Annotated in this window: 16 protein-coding genes; 3 read left to right on the forward strand and 13 right to left on the reverse strand. The window is 44.9% G+C overall.

The window, feature by feature from the left end; genetic code table 11:
- Positions 1 to 16: 16 nt before the first annotated feature.
- From GJB61_RS19000 to GJB61_RS19025, 6 genes are all read right to left on the reverse strand, one after another.
- A complete protein-coding gene (locus GJB61_RS19000; RefSeq protein WP_154120594.1) occupies positions 17 to 4,498 on the reverse strand; it encodes a hypothetical protein in 4,482 nt (1,493 codons plus the stop codon).
- On the reverse strand, positions 4,485 to 5,243 hold the full coding sequence (locus GJB61_RS19005; RefSeq protein ID WP_154120595.1) for a DUF6063 family protein: 759 nt from the start codon (positions 5,241 to 5,243) through the stop codon (positions 4,485 to 4,487). Before GJB61_RS19005 ends, GJB61_RS19000 begins: the two co-directional genes overlap by 14 nt.
- The gene (locus GJB61_RS19010; RefSeq protein WP_154120596.1) at positions 5,240 to 6,760 is read right to left on the reverse strand and encodes a hypothetical protein; all 1,521 of its coding nucleotides are present in this window, start codon (positions 6,758 to 6,760) and stop codon (positions 5,240 to 5,242) included. Before GJB61_RS19010 ends, GJB61_RS19005 begins: the two co-directional genes overlap by 4 nt.
- On the reverse strand, positions 6,757 to 7,725 hold the full coding sequence (locus GJB61_RS19015; protein ID WP_229522013.1) for a Wadjet anti-phage system protein JetD domain-containing protein: 969 nt from the start codon (positions 7,723 to 7,725) through the stop codon (positions 6,757 to 6,759). The genes GJB61_RS19010 and GJB61_RS19015 overlap by 4 nt, the downstream gene beginning before the upstream one ends.
- Before the next feature lie 556 nt (positions 7,726 to 8,281).
- Positions 8,282 to 8,884 carry a GNAT family N-acetyltransferase gene (locus GJB61_RS19020; RefSeq protein WP_338115944.1) on the reverse strand — a complete coding sequence of 201 codons (603 nt, stop codon included), beginning with the start codon at positions 8,882 to 8,884 and terminating at the stop codon, positions 8,282 to 8,284.
- Positions 8,881 to 9,549, reverse strand: a complete 669-nt coding sequence (locus GJB61_RS19025; RefSeq protein ID WP_338115945.1) for an HAD family hydrolase — start codon at positions 9,547 to 9,549, stop codon at positions 8,881 to 8,883. The genes GJB61_RS19020 and GJB61_RS19025 overlap by 4 nt, the downstream gene beginning before the upstream one ends.
- Positions 9,550 to 9,653: 104 nt before the next feature.
- Here GJB61_RS19025 and GJB61_RS19030 point away from each other — a divergent pair, with 104 nt between their 5' ends.
- Entirely contained in the window at positions 9,654 to 10,139 is a 486-nt protein-coding gene (locus tag GJB61_RS19030; protein ID WP_154120599.1) for a DUF6803 family protein, read from the forward strand.
- Positions 10,140 to 10,218: 79 nt separating this feature from the next.
- Here GJB61_RS19030 and GJB61_RS19035 read toward each other — a convergent pair whose 3' ends face one another.
- Entirely contained in the window at positions 10,219 to 10,797 is a 579-nt protein-coding gene (locus GJB61_RS19035) for a TetR/AcrR family transcriptional regulator (protein WP_154120600.1), read from the reverse strand.
- Positions 10,798 to 10,998: 201 nt separating this feature from the next.
- On the opposite strand from GJB61_RS19035, the gene GJB61_RS19040 reads away from it, so the two are divergent.
- Positions 10,999 to 11,967, forward strand: coding sequence for an NADP-dependent oxidoreductase (locus GJB61_RS19040; RefSeq protein WP_154120601.1), 969 nt, complete (start codon positions 10,999 to 11,001; stop codon positions 11,965 to 11,967).
- On the opposite strand, the gene GJB61_RS19045 is transcribed toward GJB61_RS19040, so the two are convergent.
- From GJB61_RS19045 to GJB61_RS19060, 4 genes are all read right to left on the reverse strand, one after another.
- Entirely contained in the window at positions 11,964 to 12,332 is a 369-nt protein-coding gene (locus GJB61_RS19045; RefSeq protein ID WP_154120602.1) for a hypothetical protein, read from the reverse strand. The genes GJB61_RS19040 and GJB61_RS19045 overlap by 4 nt on opposite strands.
- Positions 12,333 to 12,346: 14 nt before the next feature.
- The gene (locus GJB61_RS19050) at positions 12,347 to 13,741 is read right to left on the reverse strand and encodes a sensor histidine kinase (RefSeq protein WP_154120603.1); all 1,395 of its coding nucleotides are present in this window, start codon (positions 13,739 to 13,741) and stop codon (positions 12,347 to 12,349) included.
- The gene (locus GJB61_RS19055; RefSeq protein ID WP_195724396.1) at positions 13,738 to 14,445 is read right to left on the reverse strand and encodes a response regulator transcription factor; all 708 of its coding nucleotides are present in this window, start codon (positions 14,443 to 14,445) and stop codon (positions 13,738 to 13,740) included. The genes GJB61_RS19050 and GJB61_RS19055 overlap by 4 nt, the downstream gene beginning before the upstream one ends.
- A 64-nt stretch (positions 14,446 to 14,509) precedes the next feature.
- Positions 14,510 to 15,703, reverse strand: a complete 1,194-nt coding sequence (locus tag GJB61_RS19060; RefSeq protein ID WP_154120604.1) for a cell wall-binding repeat-containing protein — start codon at positions 15,701 to 15,703, stop codon at positions 14,510 to 14,512.
- 319 nt (positions 15,704 to 16,022) lie between these two features.
- Between GJB61_RS19060 and GJB61_RS19065 the strand changes: the two genes are divergently transcribed.
- Entirely contained in the window at positions 16,023 to 16,307 is a 285-nt protein-coding gene (locus GJB61_RS19065) for a hypothetical protein (RefSeq protein ID WP_195724397.1), read from the forward strand.
- Between the two features lie 89 nt (positions 16,308 to 16,396).
- Here the strand turns inward: GJB61_RS19065 and msrA are convergent, their stop codons facing one another.
- Positions 16,397 to 16,909 (reverse strand): peptide-methionine (S)-S-oxide reductase MsrA, encoded by a 513-nt coding sequence (msrA, locus tag GJB61_RS19070; protein ID WP_154120606.1) that lies wholly within the window; start codon positions 16,907 to 16,909, stop codon positions 16,397 to 16,399.
- A gap of 107 nt (positions 16,910 to 17,016) precedes the next feature.
- Positions 17,017 to 18,015 (reverse strand): Gfo/Idh/MocA family protein, encoded by a 999-nt coding sequence (locus tag GJB61_RS19075; RefSeq protein WP_154120607.1) that lies wholly within the window; start codon positions 18,013 to 18,015, stop codon positions 17,017 to 17,019.
- Positions 18,016 to 18,049: the final 34 nt, after the last annotated feature.

Consider the following 18,049-nt stretch of genomic DNA (forward strand, 5'->3'; position numbering starts at 1 on the left):
TAATCGCTAAAATTGATTAGAATAATGCCAATGGGTTCAGCTTTCGTCCACCCTTAATCAGCGTAGATTCCAGCAATTCGCCTTTGTTGCCTCCGAAATACAATTGCCAGTACACGCCAAAGCGGATGCTGACATCATTCTTCACAAGCTCGGGTGGAGTGACGATCAGCCACTGGAACTTCAATGCTTTGGAGATTTCAAATACCGGATCGAGTACGTTATTCGAGACCATTTCCCCAAAAGGATTGTCATATAAAAAGACGGTCCAGCCTTTATTTTCACGATTCACTCGTTTATGCGTCATAATCATCATCGCTACAAGCAGTTGTACCGATTGTCGCTGACCCCCACTGCCGATCGCCTCATCCATAGCTCCACGGTTAATGACTTCCCAATCTGAATAATGGTAATCCTCCGGCTCGGCATATAAGAAGTAGTTCTCTGTAACCGGCTTGTATACCTGTAGAACAGGAAAGCGGTTCTGCATAGCAGCATAGACGATCCGGCCATCATTAATGATCTCTTTAATCGCCAGAACAGGCACCTGCTCAATCTTCGGATATTTACCCAGCAGCTCATGCACAGAACGATTGAAGAATTCAGTCACCAACGGCTCAATATCATCAGTTGATCTAGGAACGTTTATGTTCTTATAGTTCACCCTAACCAACGGGAAGGCAAAGTTGTTCTCGTTATGAATGATCATTCTTCGTTCCATGCGCTTCATGATATCAATGATCTGCACGACTCTTTTGGAGGCTCGTCCTACCCATAGTTTGCGGGACAGCTCCATCCCTTCCTTGTCGCTCTGGATGCTCTCAATCTGGTCACGCGAGCTGCGCAGCATCGAATCAAGTACCTGTTGCGCAATAGAGAAGTCCTCCCAGTGGATGGTATTCAGACGATCCTGAATTTTGGTCTCCAGTTCGGAATTCCAGCCACTTTTGGTTAGCCTGCTGCTCAAAGAATTTTTTTCTTCCTTCACTTTTCTGGAGAGATCGGTTCTGATTGCCCGACTATCCTTAATTTGAAGCAGCCAGTCAGCTACTAGAGGTTCGCAACCTTCTCGCACACTTAAAGTGATCTCTTCAGGCACATCGCGCAGCAATACATACTCTTCGACATGCGTATTCATAATTTTGCTTTGATTGGACAGGGTCTGAATAAGAACATCGATCCCTGATATAGCTTGTTTACATTGATTGAGCAGATGTTCGTTCTCTATCGTACGCTCATTGATTTCTTCTTCTTTAGTAGTTAACGAGTCCCGCCAAACTTCCACAGGTCGTTCATGCTTTTCCTTGATTGCTTTTTCTGATTTGCGCAACTCTTTCTGCAGGTTGTCCAGTTCGGTCTCGCAGCGAATCCAAGAGTCATGGATTCCCTGATAGTCCTCTTCAAGCATAACCGTGTCAGATTTCTGGCGAGCTTTGGCAGCCAAAATAGACTCGGCCGATTCCTGTGGGTCAGCGGCCTTCCGCCAATCTTCATCTAAGTGGTTGAGGCTGACCTCAAGCTCTGTCAGATTCTCTCTGGCTGCTTTGATCTGTGCCGCGCGTGTGCGGATTTCCAACTCATTCTCCGTAAGTGATTGCTGTAGACTATCCAGCCTGCTTAGCAGTTGCAGCAGTATATTCTGTTCATCAGGAGCTAATGCTTCTCCGTCTTCTACGACAGAGGAGGGAAGATCAACCGGAAAGGCAATCTCGGGAAACCAATGCTGAAGTTTAGGGAAAAGGGTATACTTAACGTCCCCCATCCAGGTTTCCCGCTCACCTTTTAAGCTTTCAATTTGTGCTTTGAGCTGTTCGAGCTGCTGCTCCTTGCTTAAGATCTCTTTATTTAAAAGACTCTTTTGTTCTACCGTCTTTTGCTTATCCTTATAGTCCTGTTCTTGCTTCTTGGTCCGCAGCTCCCAATTCCGTAAGGCGACTGATTTCTGCTCGTACTCCGTTCTCTTGAGCTCACAATCAGCAAGCGCTCTGCTAAGGCGGGTAAGCTGCTCTTCGTTCTCTTCAATATCCGTATTTAAATCAGCAAGGATCTTCTCCAGCTCCTGCTGTTGTTGCACTAGATTATTTATCTTGGTTTTAAGCACCTTGCTGTTGTCCATGTGGAACAAGCGCTCGAATTCAAGTCGCGCTGATTTCAGCTTAGCGAGATATCCCTCGGAATCTTTAAGCTCTTGTTCCTGTTCCTTGAGCTTGGCTTGAATTCCGCTTTTCCACTCGTGAAACCGATCCGGCTGCAGGACCATTTGTGGCCCTTGATTCGCTAGAATTGTGAAGGATGCTTGATCAGATGCTGCCATCTCTTCCCGAATAAAGATTGGAACAGCTGACTTCAGGAGAGCGTTCTCCAGCATATCCCCTTGAATTTTATCAGCTTCGCGTCTTGTTACGATCAGGCCATAAGGCAGCAGTGGATGACGCTCCAATTCTTCTTCACGGTCAATATAAGCCAGATCGTTTAGATAGGAACTGCCTGGGACCGAGTTGATCTTAAGGGAGTCAAGGGTGTCCTTGACCGTAAGAATATCCGCATTAGGGAGCCAATAGGCTTGATTCTGCAGCTCCACATCCATCAACTGATGATAATAATCTCTTCTAAGGCGTTTGTTCTGCTGCTCGATATCATCCATTTTGCGGATAAACCGTCCCATAATGGCTTCCTGCGCTTCAAACAAAGCGGTAGCGCCTAGGCGGTTATGATCTTCATACATTTCCAGAAGTACCACGAGTTGTGACCAGAGCTGTGATTCTTTAGCCGTCTGTCCTTCAAGAGAAAGCTTATGCTCTTCCATTTCTCGTTCCTGTGCGGAGCGCTGTTCACTAAGCTTGGAATGCTCCTTATGAAGGGATAGCTTGTTGACTTCAGCGTTCTTGCGCTGCTCGTCCAAGCTGGCAATATTATCAATAATCCCCTTGGCGGCTGCCAGTGTACGCTGCAGCGCTGAGCCAGGTGAGTTGGCGGCATCCTGTCCATGCTGGGCAGCGAATTTACCCATATCCTCGGTATATTCCCGGATAGATGATGTTAAATCACGGATGACAATATCCAGACCGCCCAACTCCAGCAACAGACTTTCCCTAGTCTTGCGTAGTCCGTTCTCATCATCCATTAGGGAGTGCAGATTCGTCCCAAAGCCTGATAAGGTCTGCTGCCAAAGCTGGAATACGATCTTCCATTGCTGGCGCAGCTCTTCCTTCGCCGTATGAATAACTTCCTGGCGTTCTTTCATCTCCAAAGAGCCTTCTATCGCTTGAATCTCCTTTTGCCATTGCTCCATTTGTCGGGTATGAATAATACGCTTCGCTAAGTAGTGGGACACTTCAAGCTGCTTTTCTTTAAGTCTAGAATCCTCTACCCGTAGCTTGGCCCGGCTCTGATGATCACTTAAGTTCTTAAACTCTTCTGCCTTCAGATCAGCTTCTTCCTTGCTGCGCAGATATTTAACATTATCCGTCTCAAAACGCAGCTGCTTGGCCTCCACATGATGCTGAACCAGCTCGTTAGCAATCTTACTCCGCTTGGACTCGGCAGTTCGCAGCTCGTCGTGGATAACCGTGTACATCTGCCGACCATACAGTTCCGTTTCTTGAACCGCTCTGTCCGCGATACTCCCCTGCTGTGCCAGCTCGTATAGAGGAGCGGCAATCCCTAGAAATTCGGCATAAGCCTTCTCACGCTGCTCCAGCATGGGCAGGCGCTCGGCAACAATCGCTGCGTCGATAAACATCCGCTGCAGCGATTGATCATCCTCCTTCAGCCCTTCATTGAGGCTTGCCCCAATCTCCGGAATGATCAGTTTTTCGAACAGATTGTGGTTGGTGAAGGCTTCATTCTTCTTGAAATAGCCCTTAATTCCACCCTCTTCGCCATTGATCCTTCTCATGTTCCGCCATTCACCAATATGGATATCCCGCACAGCCAAGAAATCATAATATTTCTTCAGGTCTGGGCTATGGCTGCCGAAGACCATGATCTCATTACGCCGCTCTCGTACATATTGTTGAATCGTCTCAAAGGATATTGCTTCATTCTCTAACGGATCATAGAGCGGCAACGTTGATAAGGTAAGCTCTGCGTCCTCGCCGTATTCCAGAAGGGTATACAGCAGATAATCCACTTTGATATCCTGCTGATCCAACGAATTGTGAGCAGTCATAGCGATGCAGGTTGTTATGTATTCATTGCGTTCACTGTTATCGAGGCGCCATTCAATGGCAACGTGGAAGGTGTAGGGCTTCAGCTGTTTTTTGTGATTATGAAAAAAAGCCTCAACTTGGTTCTCATTGTCTTTACCCCAAGCCGCTTTGGGAATGAGCAATTGAAAGATGGATTGCAAAAGCACACCCTTCCCCCCGCCGTTCATCAGCGTAATCAGCGTGTTGGCCGGACCTTCTTCGTTACAGAGGTCAAGGAGCATATCATCGTACTTTTTAAGCATTTTCTCGTACTTGAGTCCAACTATGCGAATCCGCTCAATCCGTGGCATGAATGACACCTTCTTTCTCTGCTAACGTCCGTCCGATCAGTGCTTTTAATTCCTTATAACGGTCCACATCATGATAAAGATAGCGCATTCGCTCGTATAACTCATCCCGGGGGAAGATCCGTTTCTCATTATCCGAGATGAAGACCAGATGCTCCTCCTCCAGAATCTTCATCCCTTCATGAATCAGACCGATGCGTGAGCCTGCCCCTCTCGATAGGAGGTCACTCTCTTCCTGACTTTTGGTCTGCATATACAGACTGGTCCATACCTTATTCATCGCTTGAATATCCAATTGCCACTGCTTGCTGAAACGTCCATCCTCATCCATCTGAATCCAGACTTGAAATAGCGAAGATACCTGATCGGCAATTTGAATGTAAGACATACTATCTTGTCCCGGCTTAAAATGTGTCTCATCCTGATCCATCTCGGCCAGAAAGACCAAAATGATTATATTAATGGTATGTAAGTGGGCTTTACGTTCAATTCGTGAATATTTATTCTTCAGCTGTGTGAAGTTGGTGGCAAAAACCGAGCCTAGCGGATTTACCAGTAAATGAAGCCGTTGGCCGGAATTCATCACGCGGCAGCCGCCTTCTTTGGCCACGTACTGAAGGGCATCATAAGCTCCTGCATCCTGCAGACATTCGGTAGCTGCCGGGTCATCTAGGGATATTACTTTTCTGCGCAGCAGATCAAAAAATAGCCGTGAGGCTTGCTGCAGTTGTTCTAATGAATAACTCATGCTGTTGGTTCTCCCTCCTCTATGATCGTTATCGTATATGAGCTCATTTCGAGACCCGGCCAGCGCACACTATCCGCCTGCTCATCCTCAATGGTTGTACGGAGCCGCTTACTGCGTAAGCTTTCCAACTCCGGATGATCTGCGATTAGCTGTCCGATCAGCATCTGACATTCATCTTGTCCGTGAGCCTTGTCCTCATTCTGTTCCTGCACAATAATCTCTGTATGAAAAAATTGCACCCAGAGGTCAATGGCATTCGGTGTGCGGGCCCATTTAAGCTGTTCCTCTTCCGTAAAAGCATCTGCTGCAAACGTAAAACTACCTTTTTCCGCTAGAGCCATAAATACAGGTCTCCATAGATCAGTAACGTCTCCCCATGGGATGCCTTTAGGGATAAATTGCACAGATAATGCATCCAAATCGTCTTCCACCTCATCCATAATCGTCTCCGGCAGGAAGCCGACATCCTGTTCTTCCCAGGCCCAAGGCAAGGGATATACAAAGTCCTGATTAGGTGAGAATAATCCGCTGATCAACAGTTCAAGGCTATCGCCACTGGGCAGACCTTCATCTTTAACCCATTCTTCCCACACGTGGGTGCGGAAGTTGAAGCCTGCAGCGCCCCAGAACAATTCGGGGAAGTTCAGTCTTAGATTCGTTTCTGCCTCAAAGATGCTTAAGACCACTTCGGCTAACTCATCATGCACTCGTCTGGAGAGTTCCACCCGTTCAGAGAGCATCCGCAGCTCATTGAAATCAATTACATCCTTCTCGTCATTCGCCAGCCGGGCCAGCGCACGATGGATATTATCAAAGTGTGTGCGCTCTTCATCAAACTGCACCTGAATTTCCTCTAACCGCTGATGCCGCATCACTCCATATTCACTAAAAATATGTTTGGGATTACGACGGAGCGCATTGCGGTATTCCTGCTGCTGCTGAGTCATTTTGCGTACCCGCGAGATCAGTTCATTCACATCCTGCAGCGCCCGCGTGACACGGCCATGCTTAATATGCATCTGGATCTCCAGCAGCTTAATGCTGATCTGGAACTCCTCAATAATCTCATGACTCATAAAGATAAGCTCCATAGCATATTCAGAGAGTCGGTAGATTGTAGTGCCGCTCTCCTCCCAGCTGTTCCGGGTGGCATCCTCGTCTACTGTAAAATACTTATATTTCTGCAGCTCCATCTGGCGGCTATTATCGTCGTAATAAAAGGATTCAAAGTCGCCGCCATTCCCGCTCCATAACAGACCGTCTACTAGACGCTCCACAGATTCGGGTGTACCAAGCTTGGCAATATTGAAGCGTTCAAGTGAGCTCCAGCACAGTTCCACAATATCCTCTTTGGATCTTCTTTCATTGGACTCCAGCTCCAGATAATAGACCTGCAGCAGGACGCTTAATGCGATCATCTCTTTATAGGGCTGTAGCTCGCCAAGGTTCATGCCTGCACCCAAATTCCACAGGGGATTCAGCCGTTTATTTCGTTCACCAAAATCTGACCAGTTCATGCGTGCGCCAACCTCACCATCACTTCATAATTTAAGACTTCTTGTGGGATTCGTTTATTATCACTGAGCAGTCTTTCAATAAAGACTTTAAGATCCTTAACGGCCGAAACCTCTTGCAGCACTATTTCTAAATGCTTAGGATTACAGGTTTGCTCAGGGATGAAATCATAGACTTGTTGACTTTGTTTCATCATGTGCTCATATATCGGAAGCGCCAATTGCAGATTCAAATGGGAGTATTTAAGTTTCAAATTCCCATAGATATCCCATCCGGCCTTATCCAGATCACCAACGTACAATAGAACAGTCTGATACGGATCAATATTCAGTTCTTCCAGAAATAGCAAACTACTAGTGATCTTCCAGCCTTCACCGTAGATCAGCATGTCAGGGGATATGCCACATATTGAACTAGCACTTTGCATCAATCTTTTGCCAGAATGAAAAAAGGATTTATTCTCTGCGATCAGAATGGTACGGATTGGAGTTGTTTGGTATGGAGCAAAGTAAACAAAGGGTTCACGGGAATTCACAGCTTTTAAACTATCAAGTGTCAGACCCAAATTGTGAAGAAATTGTTGACCCTCAGAATTGGAAAGCCATTTTTCTTGATCGAATAACTCCAAGGAACGTTCTTCTTTCGTAATAAACTCCCTATCTTTCACCGTTCGTAGAAAAGCATATACTCGTTCTATCTTATTCCAAGTATCTGTGGTCTGTTTCTCAGGATGATTAGCATAATAATGCAAATCTATCCCCTGATCATGAACCCTCAACTTGTTAGCTTCACTCCACCCGTAAGATATAGGAGCAGTTGCTGGCAACCAATAAACTGCATCTAGGAAGGAAGCTTTATATTTCTTCGACTTGATAATTGTGACTAAATATCCATCAGCCAACAGTTCCTGAATAGCGGAAGCAAACGCATTAAATCCCCCTACATCCTCATAATCACTTAGAGACATGTACGCCGTAAGTTTTACTTTTTCCTCTAGCTTACCAATTTCTATTCTGTGCCTATTTCTACGATTAACACCGTACTTGCTCTCTATAACACTCACAATTTTTGTTCTCAATGAATCACCCTCACAAAATAACATAAACCCATATCTGCCCCTCTAAGGGTTAAAATATGGGCTCGTTTTCACAATTGCTTCTCTCAATAACAGGGAATATATGTTTCCATTATAACAATGGTTTATTAATTATGCTATATCATCGGTTGGACTTTAACCTTTAATCAATAGTTACTCTCCTACGCTTGAGTGAGAATACTGTAAAAAATCCAACAATAATTATTGAATCTACTCCGTTGTTAGTAAATGTTGGATCAAATCCAACTTTGGCTACCTGTAGAGTTCATTTTGAAATGAAATGTTGGATTTCATACAACAATTTAACTCTAGTAGGTGTTTTCAGAGAGGAATATTGTAAATAATACAGGATTTAGTCATAACCTCCTATAAACTTTCTCAACATTCTTGAATAGCTGCTAATGTGAGTTAGAAATCCCTAATAAATTTATCTATATTTACTATTCAACAAATACTGCAAATTTGCCTTCACCGCGGGCCACTCGTTATCCAGTATGCTATACACTATATTATCCAGTATCGTCCCATCCGATTTGATTCGGTGCTGACGCAAGATACCTTCTTTGGTGGCACCAATCCGTTCGATTGCTCGCTGGGACCTCAGATTATCCCCAACAATAGAGAATTGCACACGGATCAGCTTTAATTCTTCAAAGCAATAATGAAGCAGGAGATTCTTGGATTCTGTATTTACTGAGGTTCTCCAAAAATTTGGAGAGATCCAGGTACAGCCAATTTCAGCATTTCGATGAACAAGATCCGGATGCATGATGCGTGTTGTGCCTATGATTCTCCCGGATGCTTTCTCGATTATAGTAAAAGGAATTTGTGAACCATCCTTTTTGTCGGCTAACGCCGAGCTTATTAAATGCTGCAGCTGTTCAGAAGACGTAATTCTTCTCCAGGTGAATTCCCAGATTTCGGGATTTCCCAGCACATGAACCAGCTCAGCAGCATGGTGCTCTTCCATAGGAACAAGCTTGATTGCTTGTCCTTCTAGTACTTTAATCGCATTCGTATTCAGACTCACCCCGCACAACGCTCCCTTGTGATCAAATCGCTAATTTCCTCTACCCGATAGGCAATCTGGTCTGCACCCGCTTGTCGCAGCTCTTCCTCTGATCCATAGCCGAAAGTGACACCAAGGCATTCTAGACCGCAGCCTATAGCTCCAATAATATCATGTTTCCGGTCCCCGATCATCAGCGCATGTTCAGGTTGAATCAGATTCTGGTCGAGCACGTATTGAATGACCTCTTGTTTCTTGGAGCGTGTGCCATCCAGGTTGCTGCCAACAATATGCTTGAAGTAGGAGTCCAGCTTGTATTCTTTAAGGATCTCTTCAGCAAAAACCGTGGGTTTAGAGGTAGCTACATATAAGCTGTAACCCAGATTCTTCAAATCCTCCAGCAATTGCGGAATGCCGTCAATCACTTTATTTTCGAACAAACCTATAGAACTGTAACGTTCACGATAGAAAACAACAGCCTGTTGAGCTTGCTCCGCTGAAAAGGCATGAAACTCCATAAAAGAGTCGACTAAAGGCGGGCCGATATACGAAAGTAGCTCATCGAGATGCTCTACTTGAATATTGAATTTGTTAAGCGCGAATTCCACGCTTTTGGTAATGCCCTCTTTAGGGTCCGTTAATGTTCCATCCAAATCAAATAAAATACTTGTAAATCTACTAGTCACGTTGCCGTGCCCCCTTCGTTTCTCCATACTTTCCACACACTTTCCACATACTATTCGTCTACTATCGGTGCTGAAGCTATTTTATCATATTGGAGGACTTATTCATGAACATGACACACTACATGTCTTTGCTTACGGACAATCAGCCTTGGAACTTGATTCTATTCATGGCAATCCCCGTTATCTTCGCAGAGACTATTACTGTTACAGAATTCATTATTCTATTCACCAAAAATCTCAAGGGTCCATTAAGAGCTTTTAACAGAGTTTGCAGTATTTTGGCCGGTTTGTATTTTACAGGAATTTTCCTCTATTTGCTCTTTACCGCGTTTATCCCTTTAACGGCAAATGGTGAATGGCATACATGGGTAGATGTACTCGCCGTATCGTCCTATTTGAGCGGAGTCATCTTTTTATTACCGCTTGCTCTGCTCGATCTTGGTTTAATTGCCCGGAAACACTCAGATGAGAAAAAGCTGAAATTGCACTTTATCCTAATCAGCGGATTTTTAGTGGTAGCACATATAGCGATGATTTTTGGTATGGTCAATCCAGAGATTATGGGCAGTATGGGAAGCATGAATCATTAAGGTCCATGAATGATCTGATAAAAGAAACAGCGGTGGACAAGGACTTGAAATAAAGTCTTTGACTGCCGCTGTTTCTTTTTTAAATAGTCATCCCTTTATCAAACGGCTGAGGCACCATCTGATTGCGTTCCATCAGCGCCCATAATTGTTCGACTACTTCCACATCTGTATAGGGCATCGAGTTGGTAATCCACCATTCAATCATTCCAGCGATAGCCGAGGTCAGGAACTGTATCAACATCTCCTTGTTCATATCCCGATTAATACCATTCATATCAATTTGTTTGTCGAGACCTCGGAGCAGCGCGGCCTGCAGACGGTATCTGAACATTGGAACTCCCTTATTCGCCAAGACAGCAGCATAGAAAAAAGCATGTTGTCCCAAATATTGAAAAGTGTGCAGCAACGAAGCTTTGGAAGGGAAAATACCAGTAGCTCCGCAGGGCAGGAAGCTCTCAATTAATTCTACCAGATGAGATTTTATACACTGATCCAGCAAATCGAACTTATCCGTATAATGCAAATAAACAGTACCTCGGCTTACATTGGCCCGCTCAGAAATTTCGTTTATCGTTATTTGCTCGAAATTCTTCTCTGCCATCAGCGCAACAAAAGCCTCGACAATGGCTTCCCGCGATTTAAGAATTCGTCTATCCATAGGTTACTCCTTTTAGGGTGAATATAACTGTAAACTGATAATTTCATATTAATGAACAATCAGCGGAAGTTTGTTTACTAATGAACGAATCCAGCTATTTTAGCAATTGAAGCGAGATCATAGTGCTGGTACGATCATTATATTGAACGAATGTAATTAAATCAACAAGCGTTCAACAAAAGATGTTAGGGGGAAAAATTCATGAAAGCAATCGTTATGCAGAATTACGGAGGTCCTGAGGTTTTCGAGGAACAAGATATAGCTGTACCCAATATAAAAGAAACCCAGGTGCTCGTGGAAATGTATGCTACTACGGTAAGCTCGGCAGATGAGCTAATTCGTTCAGGGGCATTCCAGCATGTATTCTCGGTCCAGTTCCCACATGTACTCGGTGTTGAATTGGCGGGTGTGGTGAAAGAAATTGGTGAGAAGGTTACGTATGTGAAGGTGGGAGACCCTATCATGGGACTGGCTAGAAACGGGGGCGGCTATGCGGATTACGTGGTACTGGAAGAGAGCGCACTCACTATTATTCCACCCACTATTTCGTTTCTGGAAGCCGCTGCGCTGACAGCGTCTGGGCTAACTGCCTGGCAGTCGTTATTTCAATATGGCAAGTTGCAGCCGGGACAGCGTATTCTGATTCATGCAGGTGCGGGGGGAGTAGGGCATATCGCTGTTCAATTAGCCAAACAGCATGGTGCCTACGTGATCGCCACTGCGCGTGGACACAATCACGAATTCGTGCGGAATTTGGGTGCTGATGAGGTCATTGATTACACCACAACTGATTTTGCAAAAGCTATTAGCCCTGTAGATATCGTGTTGGATATGGTAAGAGACAAGATTGTCGAGCTGGATACGGGTATCGGAGAAACGGAACGAAAGAACTACACGGTATTAAAAGATAGCGGCAAACTCATATCCCTGGTAGCCCCATCGATTGCGGATCATCCACAGATTCGTGGAATCGAAGCCCAATTTGCCTATATAATGCCGAATCACAAGGATTTAACAGCAATTATCCATAGCGTTGAGGAACAAAAGTTGAAAGTTCATCTGGATGGGCTATTCCCTTTTACTGTAGAGGGAATAGCCGATGCGCATCGTCAGAATGAAGCCGATCCTAAGAGAGGCAAATTGGTGATTCAGCGAAAAGCTCATTGTTAAAGCTTTAAATGAGGACAGTGTTTAATAATTTCAGCAACATTTTCGTCCGGATGTTCAATATCGAAAATCACATAGTGGTAATGCTCATGTTCCTTCAGTTCAATGATGACATGTGGTCCACGATGCTCGTAAGACAAGAAATACCATTCACCTTTATGGTGGAAAACCCCTTCGTACACATCAAATCCAGGCAATGCGGTTCCAGGCATCTTGAGCATCCAAAACGGTGCATCAAAAGATCCAACATGAACCTTTTTGATTGAACTGTAGGGTATGGTTACGTTTCTTTTTAAAGCTGCTACACTATGTAACCCAGATAAATGTAAATCTAGCTCTGTCCGTCCAAATTCGAGTTGTTTGCTCATATCTACCATCTCCTCTATTTTCTCTGAATATCTGGAAACCGCACCTCACAGCGTGTTCCCACCCCGACTTTACTAGTGATTGCAATTGTTCCGCTGTGCAGTTCCACCAGCATCTTAACAATAGAAAGACCTAGTCCCGTGCCACCATACGCTCTGGAGCGGGATTTCTCCACCCGGTAAAACCTTTCAAAAATGAACGAGAGTTCCTCGGCAGGAATGCCAATTCCGGAATCCTCAACAATAAATACAGCGGACTCGGTTTCGAAGTTTACCTGAACATTGATCTCACCTACATCGGTATAGCGGATCGCATTTTCCAGCAGATTCATTACAATCTGTTCCATGCGTTTCCCGTCACCGCGGATCATTTCTGCTGTCCCTCGATGATGAACCTTCAGCTTAATATTCTTTTCCCGGGCCTTCAGTTCAACTTTACGGACGGCCTGATCAGTCATTTGGGCGAAATCAATCCAGTCCAAGCTTAGTGATATTTTACCTTCCTCCATCTTGGCTAGATCAAAAAGATCATCGACCAAGTGCTGTATCCGATGCGCTTCCTGATAGATAATATCTAAATACAGATTTTTCTCTTCTTCGGTCTCATAGAGCCCGTCTTTCACTACTTTAGCATAACCCTCCAGATAAGTAATTGGTGTTCGCAGCTCATGCGAGATATTCGCGAAGAATTCCTGACGAGTATCTCTGTAACGCTGTAGATCTACAGCCAGATCATTAATCGCGTCAGCCAGAAATCCGATTTCATCCTTACTGCGGATGGTAAGCCGGGTCTCCAATTCACCAGCGGCAATGTTGCGGGTCGCTTTCTGCATCTGCACTAGCGGACGGGATAAGATTTGGGAGATGATCCAAGTGATGCCTAAAGCCAGAATAAAAGCGCCAAAACCCGATAGCAGCAAGATATTCCGGACTGCAGAAAGCGATTGCTCCATGTTGGTGGTAGATGACATAACGTAGAGCGCTGAACCGACAGACTTCCCTTCATAAATAGGTTTCCCTGTTACGAAATAGCGATGTCCAGTTGGATCTTTATACACAAAGCTCATCTCTTTTCCAGCAAAGATATCCTTCAAACTGGAAGCCTGTAAAAATGAATGGTCGGCTGAATCATGTAGACCCGAATGAAGCTTAACGCTCCCGTCCCTTGAAACATTGAAGATACTTACATCCGAAAATTCAGCGAAGGTACTCATCATTTGCTCAGTTGTTGTGTCAGGTGATTCGGCCATTACCGCAAAATGTGAGGTGAGCTCCTCCGTTTCCGTACGCATCTCACTGGAATAAAAATTAGTGAACATCCGATCGATAGCAAGGCCAAGCGATAGCAGCACGATCAGAAATACGGACATGATTACTACTCCAAGCTTGAATCCGATACGATTGTTCCTCATTCGCTCTCACCAGGAGGCTGGAATTTATAGCCTAACCCCCATACCGTTTGAATAGGGCTATATCGGAGCCCCGCCTTCTGTAATTTCTCGCGGATATTCTTAATATGGGTATCCACCACACGGGTTTCTCCACCATAATCATTGCCCCATAATCGTTCCACCAATTCTTCACGTGTAAAGACATGCTGTCCAGATTGCGCTAACAGAGACAAAAGATCAAATTCTTTGAGCGTGAAATCAACTGGATCGTCTTGAATAAGCACCTCTCTCGCTTCTAGAATAATCTTTAACTCAGGATAGGTCAGAACGTGCTGCGTTGGCTTGAAGTTCTGTGTCAGGGTTGAGCGTCGGAGCAACGAGTAGATACGTGCCAATAATTCTTCCGGTTCAAAGGGCTTAGTCAGATAGTCGTCCGCGCCGATTCCCAGACCCCGCACCTTATCCTTAGTTTCAGAACGGGCTGTAAGCATCAGTATGGGGACTGAATTCGTCTCCCTGATCGCTTGGCAGATCTGCCAGCCATCCATATCGGGCATCATGACATCCAACAGGATCACATCAAAGTCATGCTTCTCTAGCAAACTCAGGGCTTCTTTACCAGTTGATGCATCTTTTGTGGCAAAACCTTCTTTCATTAAATAAATGCGCAGCAAATTCCGCATATTCCATTCATCGTCTACGATCAGAACCTGAAGTTTAGCCAAGTCATCCACCCTCTTCGTTGCTAATCTTTCATCTTATTATACCTATTGATGTCAGCTAGCGGTATTAATGTCCGGAATGAGGATTGTCTCCCGAGGCAGATGATATTTCCAGCATATCATCCATTTCACTCTGAGTGCCTGCTGTAATTGCACTGTTATCTCCGGTCAGCCAGGCATGATTATAGGGACCTTCTGCAGGTGAATCCTTAAATTTAGGCTGCAGAGTCATCATGTATTCCATAACGGCATTGGGTAATCCGTCTTTTTTTGTAAATATCAGCGGTGCATGTTTCCCTAAATGTGAAAATGGCGCAGCCGCAATGACCAGCATTGTTGAATCCGTAGTTACCAAGGAGAGATTATGTCCTGGAGTGGTGATTCCCCAGCCGAATCCGTTACTGGAATCCTTGAATTTGGCAAAAGCAATCGCATTTTCATAAGCATCATTTCCATAAATACGTGTCACTGATCCGTATTGTTGTAATTGCTGTTCAACCGCTGCCGAGATTACCTTCTTGGGACCGAGGATATAGATCGTGGCCTTGCCACCACGTTCTTTCAAGGCAGCTACTGTTGGAGCTGGAATCTCGTCTTTGGTTACATACAGCAAGGGCTCGGGCATATGGGCGATCCAGTTCACAGCTGGCAGAGTGAACTCGGGACTGTCCATGGAGCCGATAATGACGGCTTGAGGCAGCTTGCCGGAGGCTTTTGCATAATAAGCATCAATCGACTGGGCTATAGCTGCCGGCTCTTCCCCTGTAATCTTGTCGACCTTCAACTTAAGGGTCTTTAGCTGTTCTTCGACGTTGGCCGCCATCGGTCCAACGAGCACAACCTGCACTTCATTGTTACCAGCGGCACCCAACGGGTTCAAGCGCTTGAGCTCTCTCAATGTGGCCTCAGGGATTCCATCTTGTGTGACATAAAGGACTGGACCATTGCTCGGATGATGAATCAAATCGGTACTGGCTGCGGCAATCTGCCAATTGCTGAGATCGGTTAAGACTACACTTGAAGGCGTATTATTCTTTGTCTGGGCTGACCACAGCGTTTGAGAGACCAGAACCGCCGCCTGAATAGGATCAGAGCTATTGATGCGGGTCGTATTTTTGGTTGCAATCCACGGTATATCAATTGAAGGTTTTGCACTTGGGTCATTTGCAGCGGTAGATGCTTCTTTCCCCGCTTGGCAGCCTGTTAGGACAGCACTTAGAAGCAAGGTTAAGGTGCTTACCAGTAGTATTTTTCTCATCATTAATCCTCCAATGTAGATTTCTCTCGATTTAAGTAACAGTTTAGGATATAAATGTGTAGAAAGAATGAATTGAATTCATAAGAATACATATCAGATCCAGATTCCGTATTTAACAACTGGTTTTATAATTGCCCTGAACGAATTGGTGCTTTTGTCACGGTGAGAAAAGAGTTGGAGGTTGTGTTAAGTAAATTGAACTATGAGAGTTCGGCAATGACTATAAAGACTCCTCACTGGTGAGTGTGATCTCAGCATTTCTGCACAAATACAGGTTTTCAAGGGGGAGCAAGAAGAAATAATCATCAAGCAAATCCTTCTATTGAACATTTTACAGATCAAAGGATTAGGGCCAGCTGTGGCTAATATTCTATATTTCCTGCATCATACCCTATTCCCGCCCTTTAATACGGCAATTGTCAGAGGCTTTAAAGAGATAGGTTTAGGTAAGGAGAAAATAAAACTTGGCTCCTGGCCTGACTATCTTGATATGCGCACTGCATTAATAGAAATGAATAAGGAACATATTGCGCGGCTTTCTGATGATCTGGGAGCCATAGGTGGCTTCATGTATGAGATGGGCTGCCGGCGGTTTGTGGTCAGTTAAGATCAGGATGATCTTAAAATAATCAAAAAAAGCAAAAAGCTGACCGGATAAATTCTCCGACCAGCTTTTTGCTTTTGCTAATTTTCAGTTTACCAATGTTTCTTAATAAAAGTATCCCGCCCGGACTGCTCACGGTCTTCCTTATAATGCTTAGGATTCTTGATGTGATAATTCTGGTGATAGTCTTCAGCAGGGTAGAAGGTTGGCGCTGGCAGAATGGCAGTCACAACTGGACCCGGGAATCTTTTGCTAATAATCACCTGACTCTTGGAGGCCAGTGCTGCTAACCGCTGTAGTTCGTTATAATAAAATACGGCTGTCCGGTACTGCGTTCCTCTATCCTGAAACTGTCCACCGTTATCCGTAGGATCGATTTGCGGCCAGTATAATTCAAGTAACTTCTCATACGAGAAAAGCGCCGGATCAAAGGTAATTTGCACGACCTCATAGTGTCCTGTCGTTCCCGTCTTGACCTGTTCATAGGTCGGATTCTCTGTGGTGCCCCCGGCATAACCAGATACAATACCGTGTATTCCCGGCAATTCTTCAAAAGGGGTGACCATACACCAAAAGCAGCCTCCCGCAAACATTGCTTGTTCCATATCTTCTAATTCCTCTCTCTAAACAAAAGTCTGTGTATACTATTAAACACATCTTTGCCTATTGAGGTCAATACCTGTGTATAAAACTATCCGCTAATAAATTAACTTTATCGGGTACTGGAGGAATTATAAATGTCCATGACCAGCTGCAAGGCCTTAATCCCTTCCGTACCGTTGATCCAGAAATCCCGGTCTGACTTCACATGCTCATAGAAATCCTCTATAAGCCTATTATGTCCTGTGCCCCAATAGGATTTACTATTTGTGATAGTGGTAAAGGGTTCGAATAACAAGGTTTCCTTTCCCTCCTTGAAGAGATACAGACAATTTCTGCGTAGCAGTAGTGTCCCTTGCTCAAACACCAGCTCCAATTCAACAGGAGAATTCACGAGGTATGCATTGGTGCCGTAGAATAAGGCCCGTACGTTATTCCGGAAGACAATCACCGCATGTGCTGTATCCTCCACCTCAATGACGTCACTCAATACGTCTGTCGTTACACTGCCTTGTACGGAAGCAATATCTCCCCCAAACCATTGGAGCAAATCCAGCGTGTGGATCGTCTGGTTGATCAGCACACCGCCGCCTTCTGTCTCCCATTTCCCTCTCCAACCACTATTGGTATAGTAAGCATCATTCCGGTTCCAGGTTACGATGCCTTTCATGCAAATCAGAGATCCTAAAATCCCGGATTCTATCGTCTCCTTCATGCGGACAGAGGGTTCATTATAGCGGTTCTGAAAGACTACACCGAGTTGCCCCTTGTTGCGCTCTGCCGCTTCCAGCATCCGCCATGCTGACGGCAGGTTCATCGCTATGGGTTTCTCGGTTAATACATGTTTTCCTGCGTTTAATAAGTCGATAGCCATCTCAGCATGCAGGTAATGCGGCGTGCACAAGTGCACAACATCAATATCTTGTCTGTTCAGAATTTCATTGTAATCCGTGAACGCCTGGCAACCATATTCCCTTGCTGCCTCCGCGGCTTTGTTCGCATCTGTATCTACAACTGCGAGGAGCTTTACTCCTTTCAAGGTGGCGATTGCCTCCGCATGTTTCGTGAAAATAGAACCGCAGCCGATGATGGCTGCTCCAAATTCTTTCATCTAATGCACCATCCGATCTTCTTAGTGCGCTCCT

Origin of the sequence: Paenibacillus monticola (assembly GCF_009664975.1) — a bacterium.
GTDB lineage: Bacteria > Bacillota > Bacilli > Paenibacillales > Paenibacillaceae > Paenibacillus_AQ > Paenibacillus_AQ monticola.

Bases quoted from the DNA above. Each gene is read 5' to 3' on its own strand.
- GJB61_RS19060 (WP_154120604.1), bottom strand. From the start codon at position 15,703: ATGATGAGAAAAATACTACTGGTAAGCACCTTAACCTTGCTTCTAAGT.
- GJB61_RS19030 (WP_154120599.1), top strand. From the start codon at position 9,654: ATGAACATGACACACTACATGTCTTTGCTTACGGACAATCAGCCTTGG.
- GJB61_RS19005 (WP_154120595.1), bottom strand. From the start codon at position 5,243: ATGAGTTATTCATTAGAACAACTGCAGCAAGCCTCACGGCTATTTTTT.
- GJB61_RS19045 (WP_154120602.1), bottom strand. From the start codon at position 12,332: ATGAGCAAACAACTCGAATTTGGACGGACAGAGCTAGATTTACATTTA.
- GJB61_RS19015 (WP_229522013.1), bottom strand. From the start codon at position 7,725: ATGTCTCTAAGTGATTATGAGGATGTAGGGGGATTTAATGCGTTTGCT.
- GJB61_RS19040 (WP_154120601.1), top strand. From the start codon at position 10,999: ATGAAAGCAATCGTTATGCAGAATTACGGAGGTCCTGAGGTTTTCGAG.
- GJB61_RS19000 (WP_154120594.1), bottom strand. From the start codon at position 4,498: ATGCCACGGATTGAGCGGATTCGCATAGTTGGACTCAAGTACGAGAAA.
- GJB61_RS19035 (WP_154120600.1), bottom strand. From the start codon at position 10,797: ATGGATAGACGAATTCTTAAATCGCGGGAAGCCATTGTCGAGGCTTTT.
- GJB61_RS19050 (WP_154120603.1), bottom strand. From the start codon at position 13,741: ATGAGGAACAATCGTATCGGATTCAAGCTTGGAGTAGTAATCATGTCC.
- GJB61_RS19010 (WP_154120596.1), bottom strand. From the start codon at position 6,760: ATGAACTGGTCAGATTTTGGTGAACGAAATAAACGGCTGAATCCCCTG.
- msrA (WP_154120606.1), bottom strand. From the start codon at position 16,909: ATGGAACAAGCAATGTTTGCGGGAGGCTGCTTTTGGTGTATGGTCACC.
- GJB61_RS19075 (WP_154120607.1), bottom strand. From the start codon at position 18,015: ATGAAAGAATTTGGAGCAGCCATCATCGGCTGCGGTTCTATTTTCACG.